General features: G+C 74.7%; 14 protein-coding genes and 2 pseudogenes. 11 read left to right on the forward strand and 5 right to left on the reverse strand.

Going from position 1 to position 14,051, the window contains the following annotated elements; translation table 11 throughout:
- Positions 1–17: 17 nt before the first annotated feature.
- Positions 18–1,613: an ABC-F family ATP-binding cassette domain-containing protein gene (locus ACH35V_RS39010; RefSeq protein ID WP_395979917.1), complete on the reverse strand. Its 1,596-nt coding sequence runs from the start codon at positions 1,611–1,613 to the stop codon at positions 18–20.
- Between the two features lie 75 nt (positions 1,614–1,688).
- On the opposite strand from ACH35V_RS39010, the gene ACH35V_RS39015 reads away from it, so the two are divergent.
- On the forward strand, positions 1,689–2,348 hold the full coding sequence (locus ACH35V_RS39015) for a TetR/AcrR family transcriptional regulator C-terminal domain-containing protein (RefSeq protein WP_395979918.1): 660 nt from the start codon (positions 1,689–1,691) through the stop codon (positions 2,346–2,348).
- 8 nt (positions 2,349–2,356) lie between these two features.
- On the opposite strand, the gene ACH35V_RS39020 is transcribed toward ACH35V_RS39015, so the two are convergent.
- The 4 genes and pseudogenes from ACH35V_RS39020 to ACH35V_RS39035 form a co-directional block, all read right to left on the reverse strand.
- Positions 2,357–2,827, reverse strand: coding sequence for an NUDIX domain-containing protein (locus ACH35V_RS39020; RefSeq protein ID WP_395979919.1), 471 nt, complete (start codon positions 2,825–2,827; stop codon positions 2,357–2,359).
- Positions 2,824–3,462 (reverse strand): response regulator, encoded by a 639-nt coding sequence (locus tag ACH35V_RS39025; protein ID WP_395979920.1) that lies wholly within the window; start codon positions 3,460–3,462, stop codon positions 2,824–2,826. The genes ACH35V_RS39020 and ACH35V_RS39025 overlap by 4 nt, the downstream gene beginning before the upstream one ends.
- Positions 3,450–3,752 (reverse strand): sensor histidine kinase, encoded by a 303-nt coding sequence (locus ACH35V_RS39030; RefSeq protein ID WP_395979934.1) that lies wholly within the window; start codon positions 3,750–3,752, stop codon positions 3,450–3,452. Before ACH35V_RS39030 ends, ACH35V_RS39025 begins: the two co-directional genes overlap by 13 nt.
- Before the next feature lie 87 nt (positions 3,753–3,839).
- A pseudogene (locus ACH35V_RS39035) lies at positions 3,840–4,484 on the reverse strand (sensor domain-containing protein); the annotation flags it as partial.
- 38 nt (positions 4,485–4,522) lie between these two features.
- Here ACH35V_RS39035 and ACH35V_RS39040 point away from each other — a divergent pair.
- From ACH35V_RS39040 to ACH35V_RS39085, 10 genes and pseudogenes are all read left to right on the forward strand, one after another.
- On the forward strand, positions 4,523–6,013 hold the full coding sequence (locus ACH35V_RS39040; RefSeq protein WP_395979921.1) for an FtsX-like permease family protein: 1,491 nt from the start codon (positions 4,523–4,525) through the stop codon (positions 6,011–6,013).
- Positions 6,014–6,039: 26 nt separating this feature from the next.
- The gene (locus tag ACH35V_RS39045) at positions 6,040–6,210 is read left to right on the forward strand and encodes a hypothetical protein (RefSeq protein WP_395979922.1); all 171 of its coding nucleotides are present in this window, start codon (positions 6,040–6,042) and stop codon (positions 6,208–6,210) included.
- Between the two features lie 138 nt (positions 6,211–6,348).
- On the forward strand, positions 6,349–7,185 hold the full coding sequence (locus ACH35V_RS39050) for a DUF4253 domain-containing protein (protein WP_395979923.1): 837 nt from the start codon (positions 6,349–6,351) through the stop codon (positions 7,183–7,185).
- Positions 7,186–7,375: 190 nt separating this feature from the next.
- On the forward strand, positions 7,376–8,254 hold the full coding sequence (locus tag ACH35V_RS39055) for an STAS domain-containing protein (protein WP_395979924.1): 879 nt from the start codon (positions 7,376–7,378) through the stop codon (positions 8,252–8,254).
- Positions 8,254–8,697, forward strand: a complete 444-nt coding sequence (locus ACH35V_RS39060; RefSeq protein ID WP_395979925.1) for an STAS domain-containing protein — start codon at positions 8,254–8,256, stop codon at positions 8,695–8,697. Before ACH35V_RS39055 ends, ACH35V_RS39060 begins: the two co-directional genes overlap by 1 nt.
- A complete protein-coding gene (locus ACH35V_RS39065; protein WP_395979926.1) occupies positions 8,694–9,176 on the forward strand; it encodes an anti-sigma regulatory factor in 483 nt (160 codons plus the stop codon). The genes ACH35V_RS39060 and ACH35V_RS39065 overlap by 4 nt, the downstream gene beginning before the upstream one ends.
- Entirely contained in the window at positions 9,164–10,234 is a 1,071-nt protein-coding gene (locus tag ACH35V_RS39070) for an ATP-binding protein (protein ID WP_395979927.1), read from the forward strand. The genes ACH35V_RS39065 and ACH35V_RS39070 overlap by 13 nt, the downstream gene beginning before the upstream one ends.
- Complete coding sequence (locus ACH35V_RS39075) at positions 10,231–12,018, forward strand: ATP-binding protein (protein WP_395979928.1); 1,788 nt, start codon at positions 10,231–10,233, stop codon at positions 12,016–12,018. The genes ACH35V_RS39070 and ACH35V_RS39075 overlap by 4 nt, the downstream gene beginning before the upstream one ends.
- 5 nt (positions 12,019–12,023) lie before the next feature.
- Positions 12,024–13,604, forward strand: coding sequence for a SpoIIE family protein phosphatase (locus ACH35V_RS39080; RefSeq protein ID WP_395979929.1), 1,581 nt, complete (start codon positions 12,024–12,026; stop codon positions 13,602–13,604).
- A gap of 107 nt (positions 13,605–13,711) precedes the next feature.
- A pseudogene (locus tag ACH35V_RS39085) lies at positions 13,712–14,051 on the forward strand (hypothetical protein); the annotation flags it as partial.

A 14,051-nucleotide genomic window follows, 5' to 3' on the forward strand; every position in this document is an offset into this window, starting at 1 on the left:
GTTCCTTTCGTCCGCTATCACAATCCGGCCATGTCGGGGCGCCAGACGGGGGTGTCCGACTCGTGGACCTCGCCGTCGGAGCCGAAGACGAGGTAGCGGTCGAATTCGGCGGCGAACCAACGGTCGTGGGTCACCGCCAGGACGGTGCCCGAATAGGACGCCAGTCCCTCCTGCAACGCCTCGGCACTGGCCAGGTCGAGGTTGTCGGTCGGCTCGTCCAGGAGCAGCAGGGTCGCGCCCGACAATTCCAGCAGGAGGATCTGCAGCCGGGCCTGCTGGCCTCCCGACAGGGTCTCGAACGGGCGGGAGCCCGCGGGGGCCAGTTCGTAGCGGGCGAGCGCCGCCATCGCGTCGTTGCGGGTCAGCGCGTTCTCCGACATGAGGATCTGCGCTGGCGTGCGGCCTTGCAGGTCGGGCCGCGCATGCGTCTGGACGAAATGGCCCGGGACGACCCGCGCCCCCAGCCGGTGAACGCCTTCGTGAGGAATGTCGTCACCGGCGAGCAGGCGCAGGAATGTCGACTTGCCGGAGCCGTTCGAGCCGAGAACTGCGACACGCTCGCCGTACCAGACTTCGAGGTCGAAAGGACGCGTCAGCCCGGTCAATTCGAGCGACTGGCAGATCAGGGCACGTTTTCCAGTGCGACCGCCCCTTAGGCGCATCCGCACGTTCTGTTCCTTGGGGGCGCTCTGCGGCGGTCCCGCCTCCTCGAAGCGCTGCAACCGGGTGCGAGCGGCCTGATAGGACGAGGCGACCGCGTCATTGTTGGTGGCGCGCTGGCGGAGCGTGTGGACGAGCCGTTTGAGGCGCGCGTGCTCGTCGTCCCAGCGGCGGCGCAGTTCGTGAAGGCGGTCGGTGCGGTCGCGGCGGGCCTGCGCGTAGCCCGCGAATCCGCCGCCGTGGACCCAGACGTCGCGTGATTCCACGGTGACGATCCGGTCGGCCGTGTCCGCGAGCAATTGCCGGTCGTGGGAGACGAGCAGGACGGTCTTGTTCGCGCCGCGGAGTCTCTCGGCCAGCCATTCCTTGCCGGGCACGTCCAGGTAGTTGTCGGGCTCGTCCAGGAGGAGGACCTCGTCCGGGCCGCGCAGGAGGGCCTCCAGGACGAGGCGTTTCTGCTCGCCGCCCGACAGCGTCGTCACCGGCCGGGTCTTCGCCTCGTCGAAGCGGAGGCCCAGCGCGGCAGTCGTGCACGTGTCCCAGACGATCTCGATGTCGTAGCCGCCCGCGTCCGTGTAGGCGGTGATGGCCTGGGCGTAGGCGAGCTGGCTCCGCTCGCTCTCGTCCAGGGCGGACTCTGCCTCGGCCAGCTCGTCGGCCGCCTTTCGCACACGCGCGGGCGCCACTGAGAGCAGCAGGTCGTGGACGGTGCGGCCGTCGCGGATGCCGCCGATGAACTGGCGCATGACGCCGAGGCCGCCGGAACTCGTCACGACGCCGTCCGACGGACGGACGTCGCCCGCGATCAGCCGCAGCAGCGTGGTCTTTCCCGCGCCGTTCGGGCCGACGAGCGCCGCCTTGGCTCCGGCTCCGACGCGGAAGGAGACGTCGTCCAGCAGGAGCCGGCCGCCGGGCGGCGCGTAGGTCAGGCGGCTCACCTCGATATGCCCCATGGCCCTCCTCTCGTACGCTGTTCGAGAAACTCGACCATTGATCTGGTTCCCGTCCAATGTACTAGCCTGGCGCGCATGACCGAGAGCGTGTGGCTGCGGAAGGACCGTCCACGGCGGGAGGCGCCGCCCCTGAACCGCGAGCGGATCGTCGCCGAGGCCGTCGCGCTGCTGGACGAGGAGGGCGCCGGGCGGCTGACGATGCGGCGCCTCGCCGAGCGCCTCGACACCGGGTCCACGACCCTGTACTGGCACGTCGAGACGAAGGACGACGTGCTGGAACTGGCGCTCGACGCCGTCTTCGGCGACGTCCCGATACCCGGCGCGGGAAAGAACTGGCGGGCCGACGTGGTCGCGCTGATGTCCGGCTGGCGGCGCGCGATGCTCGACCATCCCTGGTCGGCGTCGATTCTCGGCGGACGCCCGCTCCTCGGCCCCAACGTCCTGGCCCGCACCGACTTCCTGTACGCCGCGCTGGCCGGCGCGGGCGTGACCGGGCGCGAACTCGCCGCCGCCGCGTACGCGGTCGCCAACTACGTCATCGGCTCGGCGCTCATGCAGATCGGCGGCCAGGACGACGACGAGCCCGCGGCGCGGAAGACGGCGGAGCATCTCGCCCGCAACCGCGACCGATATCCGGCCCTCGCCGCGCACGGGCATCTGCGGGGCGGCGACTGGGACGCCGCCTTCACGCAGGGCCTGGACTACATCCTGGACGGCCTGGCCCGCCGCCCCTGACGGCTCCGCTAGGGAACCAGCCCCAGGAGATCGGCGGCATGGTCGTGGAGGTAGGCGGCGAGCGTCTCGGGGATGAGGGTGACGGACGCCAGCTCGCCGGGCGTGCAGGGAACGAGGTCGACGTCGTAGCGGCCCTTGGCGGGGTCGTCGAACTCGGGGCCGTGCCTGCGGGACAGGTCCATCGTCGCCAGGCGGCACACGTAGAAGGTGTTGAGCCGGCGCAGGCCGGGGCTCTGCTCGCCGCAGGCGAAGACCTGGCGGACGGGCCCGGCGGTGGCGCCGAGCTCCTCGTCCAGCTCGCGCCGCAGGGCCGCCTCGGGGCTCGCGTCCGTGGGTTCGATCTTGCCGCCGGGGGTCGTCCAGTACACGGGACGCCCCGGACGCGTGCGGCGCAGCAGGACCAGCGCGTCCCCGTCCAGCAGCAGGGCCCGCACCGCCCGCCGGACCCGCGGAGCCCCGCCCGCAAGTTCAGGGGTCACGAGTTCAGATACGCCAGGACGGCCAGGACGCGGCGATGGCCGCTGTCGCTGGGCGGGAGGCCGAGCTTGGCGAACACCGCGCCGATGTGCTTGCTGACGGACCGCTCGGTGATGACCAGGGTCGTGGCGATGGTGGCGTTGTCGAGGCCCTGCGCCATCAGGCCGAGCACTTCGCGCTCGCGGGGCGTGAGGGCCCGCAGCGGGTCGTGCCGGGACGTCATCAGCTGGGACACGACCTCGGGGTCGAGCGCGGTGCCGCCGGAGGCGACGCGGGCCAGCGCGTCGAGGAACTCGCCGACGCGGCTCACCCGGTCCTTGAGCAGGTAGCCGACGCCTTCGGCGCCGCCCGCGAGCAGCTCGGCGGCGTAGGTCTCCTCGACGTACTGGGACAGCACGAGGACGGGCAGCCCGGGCAGCCGCTTGCGGGCCTCGACGGCTGCGCGCAGGCCCTCGTCCCGGAACCCGGGCGGCAGCCGGACGTCGAGGACGGCGGCGTCCGGACGGTGCTCCAGCAGCGCAGGCAGCACGTCGGGGCCGCTGCCCGCGACGGCGACGACCTCGTGGCCGTCCGAGGTGAGCAGCAGGACGAGGCCCTCGCGGAGCAGCACGTTGTCCTCGGCGATCACGATCCGCACGGCAGCTCCACTTCGAGCGTCGTCCCTCCCCCGTCGGGGCTGTCGATGCGGGTGGCGCCGTCGAGCGCGGCCACCCGGCGGCGGATCCCGGCGAGGCCGCTGCCGCGGTCCGGGTCGGCGCCGCCCTTGCCATCATCCCGCACGGTGATCGTCAGCCGGGCGGGTTCGCGGCGGACCGTGACCAGGCCGCTGCGGGCGCCGCTGTGCTTGGCGATGTTGGTGAGCGCCTCGGCGACGACGAAGTAGGCGGCGGCCTCGACGGCGGCGGGCGCGCGGTGATCGATCTCCATGCCCAGGTCGATGGGGATCGGCGCGGCGGCGGCGAGCGCGCCGAGCGCCCCGGCGAGGCCGCGGTCGGACAGGATCGGCGGGTAGATGCCGCGGATCACCGTCCGCAGCTGGGTGAGGGCCTCCTCGACGCCGTCCCTGGCCTGCAGGAACAGCTCGCGGGCCGCGTCCGGGTCGGCGTCGAAGCGGCGGTCGGCGAGCCCGAGGCGGAGCGCGGCGGCGACGAGCTGGGCCTGCGTCCCGTCGTGCAGGTCGCGCTCGATGCGGCGGAGCTCGGCGCCGTGCGCCTCCAGCGCCTCGGCGCGGGTCTCGGTGAGCTCCTCGACCCGTTCGGCGAGGCTGCGGCGGCGCGTGGGGCGCAGGAGCGCCTCGGCGAGGCGGGCCTGCCAGCGGGCGAGCCGCGGCACCAGCCACAGCAGGACGACCAGGTTGAAGGCGCCCTGGAGGAACGGCATCGTCAGCGCCTTCGGCCAGCTGTCCAGGACGATGAACGCCGACGTGGACCCCTCGGGCGCGGCCCACCACCACAGCGGCAGCGACAGCGTGTACGGGATCGCCGGCCAGATCATCACCCCGATCGCGGCGGCCTGCAGGCCGGTGAACCCGTGCGCGGCCATCCAGGCGACGTCCCGCCAGGTGTCCGGCGACCGGACGAGGCGGCGCGCCTCGCTCGCGCCCTCCCCGCGCATCGGCGGGTACGGCCGAGACAGCGAGGATCGGGGCCCCGGCCGCGCTCGCGGGCGGGATCCTGTCCCTGGGGCTCGGCGCGGCGATGCACGGCGCGATGGTGCGCGAGGGCGTCCTGCCGGACGGGTTCGGCCTGTCCCTCAGCCTGCTCCCGGTACTGGCCGCGTTCGCGGTGACGCTGCTCGCCGCCGTCGCCACCGCGTTCGTCGCCTCGTTGCGGGTGTCGCGGATCCGTCCGGTGGAGGCGCTCGGGGAGGCGGCGGTCGAGCCCGCCCGGCTGCCGCGGTGGCGCGTCATCGCCGGCGTGGCGTTCCTCGTCCTCGGCCTGAACGCCCTGGGGTTCTCGACCACGGCGACCGGGCCCGACGCCGCCGCGTCGGTGGGCGGCCTGGTCATGGCGCTGATCGTCGCGACGGCGCTGCTGGGCCCGCTGGTCGCCCGGTTCGGCAACCGGGTGCTGGGCCGCGCGGCCCGGACGGTCGCTCCGATCGCCGGACCGATGGCGCAGCACTCCGCCGAGTCGGCCGCCCTGCGCGCGGGGTCGCTCATCACGCCGGTGGCGCTGGCCGTGGCGTTCGCGAGCGTCCAGTTGTTCGCGCACTCGACGGTCGCGCACGCGACGCGCGGGCAGGCGGAGGCCGGGAACCGCGCGGACCAGATCATCGTGCCGGCCGGTCCCGGGCTCCCCCGGGGCGTCGCGGAGGCGGCGCGCCGGACGCCCGGCGTGACGGCCGCCACCCCGGTCAAGCGGACCACCGTGATCATGCCGGTCTCGGCGCTCGGTGAGCAGAGCCTCCAGTCGCTGAGCGCCCGCGGCGTCGGCGCGGACGCCGCCGCGACGATGGACCCGAAGGTGACGTCCGGCCGGCTCGGCGACCTGCGGGGCGACGCCGTCGCGCTCAGCCGGGACGTCGCGGGCGGGCACGGCGTCGGCTCCACGGTCTCGCTGTCGCTCGGGGACGGGACGGCGGTCAAGGCCAGGGTCGTCGCCGTCTACGACCGGGGGCTCGGCTTCGGCGACGTGCTCCTCCCCCGTGACCTGGTGGCGGCGCACGCGTCGGCGCCGCTGGACGATCACGTCCTCGTCCGCGGGAAGGGCGCTGACCTGCGGGCGCTCGCCGCCGCCCACCCCGGCGCCCGCGTGGTCACGCCCGATGCGTTCGGCGCAGGCCTGTCGCGGGAGATCCGGCTCCAGGGCTTCGTCAACCAGGTGGTCGTCGCCGCGATCACGGGGTTCATCCTGATCGGCCTCGTCACCACGCTGGCGCTGGCGACGGCGGCGCGCCGGCGCGAGTTCGCGCTGCTGAGGCTGGTCGGCGCGACCCGCGGCCAGGTGCTGCGGACGCTGCGGCTGGAGGCGGCGATCGTGCTCGGCACCGGTGTCGCGGCCGGGGCGCTCATCGCGGCGGTGACGCTGCCCGCGTTCGCCGCCGCGGTCACCGGCGTCCCGCTGCCGTGGGTCCCGCCGCTGACGGCCGCGGCGATCGTCGCCTGCGTGGCCGGGTCCGGCGCCGCCGCGATCCTCGTGCCGGCGCGGCTCGTCCTGCGCCGCCGCACGTCCCCGGCCCTCTCCTGACCCACCTTCCAGAAAGGCACGAGACCATGAGCAACTCCACCCGCTGGACGACGGCCGGCATCCTCATCGCCGTCAACGTCCTGTCGAACGTGGCCCTGCGGGACACCTGGATCGAGATCGTCGTCAGCACGGTCACCGGGCTCGCCGTCGTCGGCCTGGTGATCGACTACCTGGTCCGGGGCCGCCGTGAGGGCTGAGACCGGCGAGACCGGCGAGACCGGGCCCGTCCGCGGGGACCGAACCGCACGGGTCGGCCACCCGGGCGGGCCCGACGCCGTTACCATCGACCATTGCCAAGAACCTTTTGGCAATGCTCTGTACCGGAACGGCGTGAAATGGATGATGTCGAGGTCCGGCGCCTGCCGGGCGATCTGCCGCAGCTGTTCGACCCGTCGCCGGACGGCGAGGCGGAGCGGACGCTGTCGGTGCCGCTGCCCGACGGGGACCTGGTCTGGCCCGACCCCGGATACCCGCAGCGGCGGCCGCTCCTGCGCCCCGCGTTCTGGCTGAGCGACGAGCCCGTCCGCGGCGAGCTGTGGGGCAGGCTCCGCGCCGAGCACGCCCGGTCGGGCCTCTGGCCGCTGCTGATGGACGAGACCGACCAGCCGTGGGCGTCGGGCCAGATCGCCCCCGAGCCGGTGGCGGAGATCGGGAACTACGTCCCGCAGGCGTTCATGTCCGAGGTGTGGTCGGACTGGGCGGAGCAGGCCGCCCGCGAGGACCACGACGACCTCGCCCCCTTCGGGCGGCACTGCCCCGGCCCGGCCGCGTCCGGCGTCCCGGTCGACGACCCGGACGCCATGGCGGACCGGTACGCCCGCGTGCTCGCGGGCCGCGGCCTCTCGCTGGGCCTGGCCGCCGTCGACCGCGGCGCCGACACGCTCGCCGCCGTCGGCTGGCAGGGCGCCCTCAACCACAACGAGTGGACGGCGCCGCTCGCCGCCGTCCTGCGCGGCTGGGAGGAGCGCTTCGGCGCCCGCGTCGTCGCGATGGGCTTCAACACGCTGGAGCTGAGCGTCGCCGCCCCGCCGATCACGACCCGGCACGCCGTCCACGTCGCGGCCGAGCACTGGACGTTCTGCCCCGACATCCTCTTCCAGGGCCCGGGCACCCTCGCCGGCTACGCCGAGGAGATCCGCGGCAAGACGAATTGGTCCTTTTGGTGGGATTGACGCCGGTGCGGCAAAGCCAAAAAAGCGGTCATCCCACGTAAACGTCCAGGTCATCCAGGGTGGGGCGCGCCCATCGGCGGGTTACGGTTGGGCGGGTGAGCACCGGGCGGCGCGACCAGGACGGACGCCCTGAGCGACCCGCGCGGACGGATCCCGCGCCGCCGTGGGGGCACGGATGGGAGCGCCGCACATGACCGACGGCCCGGACGACACGAGCATCACGGAGCTGCTGGGCTCCTGGCGGGAGCCGGTGCTGAGCCGGTGGATCGAGCTGGTCGGCGAGAGCGTCCGCGGCCGCCTCACCGAGGGCGAGGTCCGCTCGGAGCTGGCCGAGATCTACGGGCTGGTCGAGCGCGCCTTCGGCGGCGACGACACCGCGGCGGGCGAGCTGCGGGCGACGCTGGCGGAGATCTCCCGCGGCCGGGCCCGGCAGGGGTTCAGCCCGACCGAGACCGCGATCGGCGTGTTCGCGCTGAAGCAGTCGCTGTACGAGCAGGTCAGGGCCACCCGGAACCAGCGCGCCTACAGCGAGCTGATCGACTTCTCCTCCTACGTCGACGAGCTCGGGCTGGCGACGTTCGAGACCTACATGTCGGCCCGCGAGCAGGTCATCGCGGACCAGGCCGAGCAGCTCCTCGAACTGTCGACGCCCGTGGTGAAGATCTGGGACGGCGTCCTCGGCGTCCCGCTGGTCGGCACGCTGGACTCGGCCCGCACGCAGGTCGTCATGGAGACGCTGCTGCAGACGCTGGTCGACACCCGCTCCCGGTACGCGGTGATCGACATCACCGGCGTGCCCGCCGTGGACACCGAGGTCGCGCAGCATCTGATGAAGGCGGTGATGGCGGCCCGGCTGATGGGCACGCACTGCGTGATCTCGGGGATCCGGCCGCAGATCGCGCAGACGATCGTGACGCTCGGCATCGAGTTCGGCGACATCGTGACCAAGTCGAGCCTGGCCGACGCGCTCGCCTACGTCCTCGAACGCAGCGGCCTGCGCGTGGTCTCCAGCTCGGCCCCTCGTGGGGGGACGACCCCCCACACCCCCCGGAACACCCCGGAGGTGTGATGGAACGGGTGCCGATTCTCAAGATCGGAGACGTCCTGCTGGTGTCGATCCAGGTCGACCTCCAGGACCAAACCGTCCTGGCGCTGCAGGAGGACCTCGCCGACCGGATCGTCGCCACGAGCGCGCACGGCGTGATCATCGACATCACCGCGGTGGACATCGTCGACTCGTTCATCGGCCGCATGTTCGCCACCATCGCCGCCATGTCCCGGCTGATGGACGCCGAGACGGTCGTCGTCGGGATGCGCCCGGCGGTGGCGATCACGCTGGTCGAGCTGGGGCTGTCGCTGGGCGGCGTCCGCACCGCGCTGGACCTGGAGGAGGGCATGCGGCTGCTCGGTGCCAGGCCGCCCGCCGCCGGGCTGCCGCACGCCGATCCGCCGGCCGGTCCGCAGGCGCCGGGGCCGAACGGCGCGGGCTCCGCCGTGGCGGGCGCCCCATGACGATCCCGCCCGGCGACGGAACGTCCGGCGGCGGGACGCCCGGGGAGGAGCCGCACGGCGAGGCGGTGCCGGGCGAGGAGATGCCGGGCGAGGAGGTGCCCATCGCGTCGAACGACGACGTCGTCCGCGTCCGGCAGCTCGTGCGGGCCGCCGCGGCGGCGGCCGGGCTGTCCCTGGTCGACCAGACCAAGATCGTCACCGCGGCGAGCGAGCTGGCGCGCAACACCTACGCGCACGGCGGGGGCGGCACGATGCGGGTGGAGCAGGCCGGCGAGCGGGACCGCCGCGGCGTGCGCATCGTCTTCACCGACGAGGGCCCCGGCATCGCGGACGTGGAGCGCGCGCTCGGCGAGGGCTGGACGAGCGGCGCCGGCCTCGGCCTCGGCCTGTCCGGGGCGCGCCGGCTGAGCGACGAGTTCGACCTGCGGAGCGAGCCGGGAAAGGGCACCACGGTGACGGTGGCCAAATGGAGCCGCTGAGCGGCGGGTGGACGACGAGCCCGCACGCCGGCGAATCGCTGCGGGTGCGGGTGGAGGAGCAGAGCGCCGCGGCGGGCGTCCGGCGGCGGATCACCGCGCTCGCCGAGCGGCTCGGGTTCGGCGGGGAGCGGCTCGGCCAGATCCAGCTCGCGGCGACCGAGGCGGCCGTGAACCTCGCCAGGCACGCGCGGCAGGGCGAGATGCTGCTGCGCATCGTGCGGGACGGCGGCGCCGCCGCGCTGGAGTTCGTCTGCGTCGACCACGGGCCCGGCATCGCCGACGTGCCGGTCTCCCGGACGGACGGCTACTCCACCGGCGGCACGCTCGGTCTCGGGCTCGGCTCGATCGAGAGGCTCGCCGACCACAGCGGGCTGTATTCCCGTCCCCGGATCGGCACCGTCCTGTACGCGCGGTTCCAGCCGCCGCCCGCCGGACCGGCGGCGCCCGCCGGCGGGGAGATGCCGCCGATCGCGGGGCTGACGGTGACGCTCGACGGCGAGGAGGAGTGCGGCGACGCGTACACGGCGCGGCTGGTGGACGGCGCCGTCTACGCGATGCTCTGCGACGGGCTGGGGCACGGCCCGCTGGCCGCGCGGGCGGCGTGGTCCGCGGTCCGGGCCACGCACGAGGTCGCGGCGCCGTCCCGTCCCGCGGACGTCCTCCGGTGCGTTCACCGGCGGCTGGCGTCCACCCGCGGCGGGGCCGTCGCGGTCGCCGCCATCGAGCCCGCGGAAGGACGGGTCCGGTTCGCCGGGGTCGGGAACGTGGCCGCGTGGATCGTCGGGCCGGAGCGCCGGCACGGCATGGTCTCCGTCCCGGGGATCGTCGGCGCGCACGCCGAGCGGATCCGGGAGCACGCCTACCCCCTGCCCCGGGGCGCGGTGGTGGTGCTCCATTCGGACGGCCTCACCGGCCGCTGGCGGCTCGCCGACCAGCCGGGGCTGCTCGGCCGCGACCCGCTGCTGATCGCGGCGACCGTCCTGCGCGACGCGGGGTCCCGCCACGACGACCGGTCCGTGCTCGCCGTCACGACGTCCGGCTGGGGGGTGACGGCGTGACCGCGGACGCGTCCGGCGAGCTGCTCCGGATCGAGATCACCGACGAGGACGGCGTGTTCGCCGTCCGGCAGGTGGGCCGGCGCGTCGCCGCCGAGGTCGGCCTCCCCTACCAGGACCAGGTCCGCGTCGCCACCGCGCTCAGCGAGGCCGGACGGGAGCTGTACGCCTGCTCGGGCCGGGTGTCGGTCGCGTTCGCCCTCGCCCGCGAGCGCCCGCCCGGCCTGGTGATCGAGCTGAACCTGGTGCCCCGGACCAGCATGGACGGGGCGGCGGAGTGCGAGGCCGCGATCTCGCGCCTGCTGAGCAGGGTCGAGCACGAGGCCACGGACGACGGCGTCCGCGTCCGGCTCCGCAAGGACCTGCCCGCGGGCGCGAGGCCGCCGCCCGGCGACGCGGAGCTGCGCGACCGGCTCGGCCGCCTGACGCCCGTCCCCGCGCTGGAGGAGCTGCGGACGCAGAACTCCGACCTGATCGCGGCGCTGGCGGACCTCCAGCGGCAGCAGGAGGAGCTGCGGTCCCTCAACGCCGAGCTCGAGGCGACGAACGAGGGCGTGATGGCGCTCTACAGCGAGATCTCCGAGGAACTGGAGGAGACCAACCGCGGCGTCGTGGCGCTGTACGCGGAGCTGGAGGAGAAGTCCGACCAGCTGCAGGACCTGGCCGAGGTCAAGAACCGGTTCTGGGCCACCGTCAGCCACGAGCTGCGGACCCCGGTGAACAGCGTCATCGGGCTCGTCCGGCTGCTGCTGGACCCCGCCGCCGAGCCGCTCACCGCCGAGCAGCGCCAGCAGATCACCCTGATCGGCGACACCGGCGAGACCATGCTGGCGCTGGTGAACGAGCTGCTGGACATGGCCAAGGCCGAGCGCGGCGGGCTGGAGCCGCGCCGCGCGCCGGTGCGCGTCCCGGCACTGCTGGACGAGCTGTCGGAGCTGATGCGCCCGATGGCGGAGCAGGCCGGGCTGACGCTCACCGTGGACGCCGCCGCCGCGCCGCCCGTCGTCGTCACCGACGCGGAGATGCTCACCCGCATCCTGCGGAACCTGGTGAGCAACGGGGTGAAGTTCACCGCGGCGGGCGGCGTGCGGGTCGCGGCCCGCGCGGCGCCGGAACACGTCGAGTTCGCCGTGTCCGACACGGGCCCGGGCATCGCGCCCGCCGACCAGGCGCGGCTCTTCGAGGAGTTCTTCCGCGTGCCCGGCAGCGAGGCGGGCGGGACGGGCCTCGGCCTGCCCTACGCGCGCCGCCTCGCCCGCGCGCTCGGCGGCGACCTGTTCGTGGACAGCGCCGTCGGCGCGGGCACGACGGTGACGCTGCGGCTGCCGCCGTACGAGAGCCTGGACGACCTCGGCCCCGGCCACGTGCTGATCGCGGACGACGACGACGTGACCCGCCGCGTCCTGCGGGGCCTGGTGGAGGACGCCGGCGGCCGGGTCACCGAGACCGCCGACGGCCGCGCCGCCCTGGAGTCCGCCGCGGCCGACCCGCCCGACCTCGTCCTGCTGGACCTGCGGATGCCGGGCATGGACGGCTACGACGTCCTCGCCCGGCTGCCGCGGGACGTGCCGGTGGTGCTGGTGACCTCGTCGGACGTGACCGTCGAGGGGGCCGGCGGGGGCGCCGACCCGCGGCTCGGCCGCGCGGGCGCTGTGCTGAGCAAGGACCGGCTCGGCCCGGAGACGCTCGCCGAGGCGGTCCGCATCGCCCGCCGGGCCGTGCGCGCAGCGGACGGCGCCGGGGACGGGACGGCGGACGGGGCGGGCGACACCGGGGACGGGGGGTGACGGCCGTGGCCACGACGCTGGTCGTCGACGACAACGACACCAAGCGGTACATCATCGGCAGCTGGCTGCGGCGCGCGGGCCACACCGTGGTGGAGGCCGCGTCGGCGGCGGAGACCTGGATCCGGCTCGTCGAGCACCGCGTCGACCTGGTGGTGCTGGACGTCAGGCTCCCGGACATGAGCGGGATCGAGGTCTGCGAGCGGATCAAGGCCGCGCCGGACACCAGGTCGCTGCCGGTGATCCACATCTCGGCGCAGGCCGTGGACGTCGCCGACCGCACCGCGGGCCTGCGCCGCGGCGCCGACGCCTACATGACCGACCCGATCGACCCCGGCGAGTTCCTCGCCACCGTCGAGGCCGTCCTGCGCTACTACCAGGCCCGCCGCCGCGCCGAGCGGATGGCCGCCCGCATGGCCGAGCTCACCCGCACGTCCCTGGCGATCAACGCGGCCGCGTCCTTCGAGGAGCTGGCGGCGGTCGCGGCCCGCGGCGCCTTCACGATCTTCGGGGTGCCCGCCTCGGTGTTCGTGCTGCCGCCGGACGGCCGGGTGCGGCGGACCGCCGAGCTCGGCATCGGCCCGTGGCGCCGCGACTGCCCGCCGGACGCGCCCGCGCGGATGGCCGAGCTGGCCAGGCTGGGCGACGACACCGGCACCGAGGTCACCCGGGTGCCGCTGGACGAGTGGCTGGAGCTGCTGCCCGACAGCGTCGTGGACAGCGACGTCACGCTCGCGGTGTCGCGGTTCAAGCACGGCCGCCCGCCCATCGGGATCGCGCTCGGGGGCAGCGTGCGGCGCTCGGAAGACGACATCAACCTGCTGCGCCAGCTCGGGCAGGCGGTGGCGCTCGCGATGGAGGCGCTGCGGTCCTACACGGAGGAGCACACGACCTCCCTCACCCTCCAGCACAGCCTGCTGCCCGCGTCGCTGCCGTCCGTGCCGGGCTGGTCGCTGGCCGTCCGCTACGAGCCCGCAAGCGACCAGGCGGAGGTCGGCGGCGACTTCTACGAGGTCCTCGACCGCGGCGACCGGGTGCTGGTGGCCATCGGGGACGTGCAGGGGCATTCGCTGCACGCCGCGACCGTCATGGCGGAGATCCGGCACGCGCTGCGGGCCTTCGCCGCCGAGGGCCACGACTCCGTCACGATCCTGCGGCTGCTGAACGGCGTGATGGAGCGCTACCACGACGACCAGACGGCCACGATGTGCCTGATGACGCTGGACCCGCTGAGCGGCGCCGCGCAGGTCGCCAGCGCCGGGCACCTCCCGGCGCTGCACATCTCCGGCGGCGGCGCCCGCTACGGCGAGGGCGGCGGCGTGCTCCTCGGCTTCCCGCGCGACGCGCGCGACATGAGCGGGGTGGCGGTCGAGAAGACGCAGGTGCCGCCGGGCGGCACCGTCGTGCTCCTCACCGACGGGCTGATCGAGGACCGCGGCATCCCGCTGGCCGACAACCTGGAGCGGCTGCGGCTCGTCGCGGCCGACGTGGACGACGAGCTCGAACGGTTCGGCGACCGCGTCATCGCCGAGTTCGGCCCCCGGGAGGACGACGTCGCCCTCGTCGTCCTGCGCCGCGACGGGGTCTGACGCCGCGCGCGTCCGGCGTTGATGCCGGGACCCGCCGTCCTCGCCTACGATGCGGCGAGGACGACGGACGGGATCGGGCCGGGATCGGGGCCGGGATCGGGGTCGGGATGCGACGGCGCGGCAGGGCGCTCTCCGCGGTCATCGCGGCGGGCATCGTGTGCACGCTGGCCGCCGACGTCGTCCTGGTGGTGGCCGACCGGCCGGGCGAGAAGCCGGCCCGCGCCGACGACCTGGTGTCCGTCGACCGGGGCTCCGCGCCGCAGGCCCCGGCGGTCGCGCCGCTGACCCGCCGGTACACGCCGCACCTGCTCGTCGCCGGGACGGCGTCGCTGCCGCCCGAGGCCGTCGAGCGCGCGAAGGGCCTGAAGGGCGTCGCCGGGATCACGGTCGTGGACGCGGCCCGCGCGCAGGTCGGCGGGCGGCGGCTGGGGCTGCTCGGCGTGGACC

This window comes from Actinomadura sp. 1N219, assembly GCF_044326405.1.
Taxonomy (GTDB): domain Bacteria; phylum Actinomycetota; class Actinomycetes; order Streptosporangiales; family Streptosporangiaceae; genus Spirillospora.

Excerpts from the sequence above, each read along its gene's own strand:
- ACH35V_RS39010 (WP_395979917.1), bottom strand. The coding sequence starts at position 1,613 with ATGGGGCATATCGAGGTGAGCCGCCTGACCTACGCGCCGCCCGGCGGC.
- ACH35V_RS39015 (WP_395979918.1), top strand. The coding sequence starts at position 1,689 with ATGACCGAGAGCGTGTGGCTGCGGAAGGACCGTCCACGGCGGGAGGCG.
- ACH35V_RS39030 (WP_395979934.1), bottom strand. The coding sequence starts at position 3,752 with ATGGAGATCGATCACCGCGCGCCCGCCGCCGTCGAGGCCGCCGCCTAC.
- ACH35V_RS39040 (WP_395979921.1), top strand. The coding sequence starts at position 4,523 with ATGCACGGCGCGATGGTGCGCGAGGGCGTCCTGCCGGACGGGTTCGGC.
- ACH35V_RS39045 (WP_395979922.1), top strand. The coding sequence starts at position 6,040 with ATGAGCAACTCCACCCGCTGGACGACGGCCGGCATCCTCATCGCCGTC.
- ACH35V_RS39050 (WP_395979923.1), top strand. The coding sequence starts at position 6,349 with ATGGATGATGTCGAGGTCCGGCGCCTGCCGGGCGATCTGCCGCAGCTG.
- ACH35V_RS39055 (WP_395979924.1), top strand. The coding sequence starts at position 7,376 with ATGACCGACGGCCCGGACGACACGAGCATCACGGAGCTGCTGGGCTCC.
- ACH35V_RS39060 (WP_395979925.1), top strand. The coding sequence starts at position 8,254 with ATGGAACGGGTGCCGATTCTCAAGATCGGAGACGTCCTGCTGGTGTCG.
- ACH35V_RS39065 (WP_395979926.1), top strand. The coding sequence starts at position 8,694 with ATGACGATCCCGCCCGGCGACGGAACGTCCGGCGGCGGGACGCCCGGG.
- ACH35V_RS39070 (WP_395979927.1), top strand. The coding sequence starts at position 9,164 with ATGGAGCCGCTGAGCGGCGGGTGGACGACGAGCCCGCACGCCGGCGAA.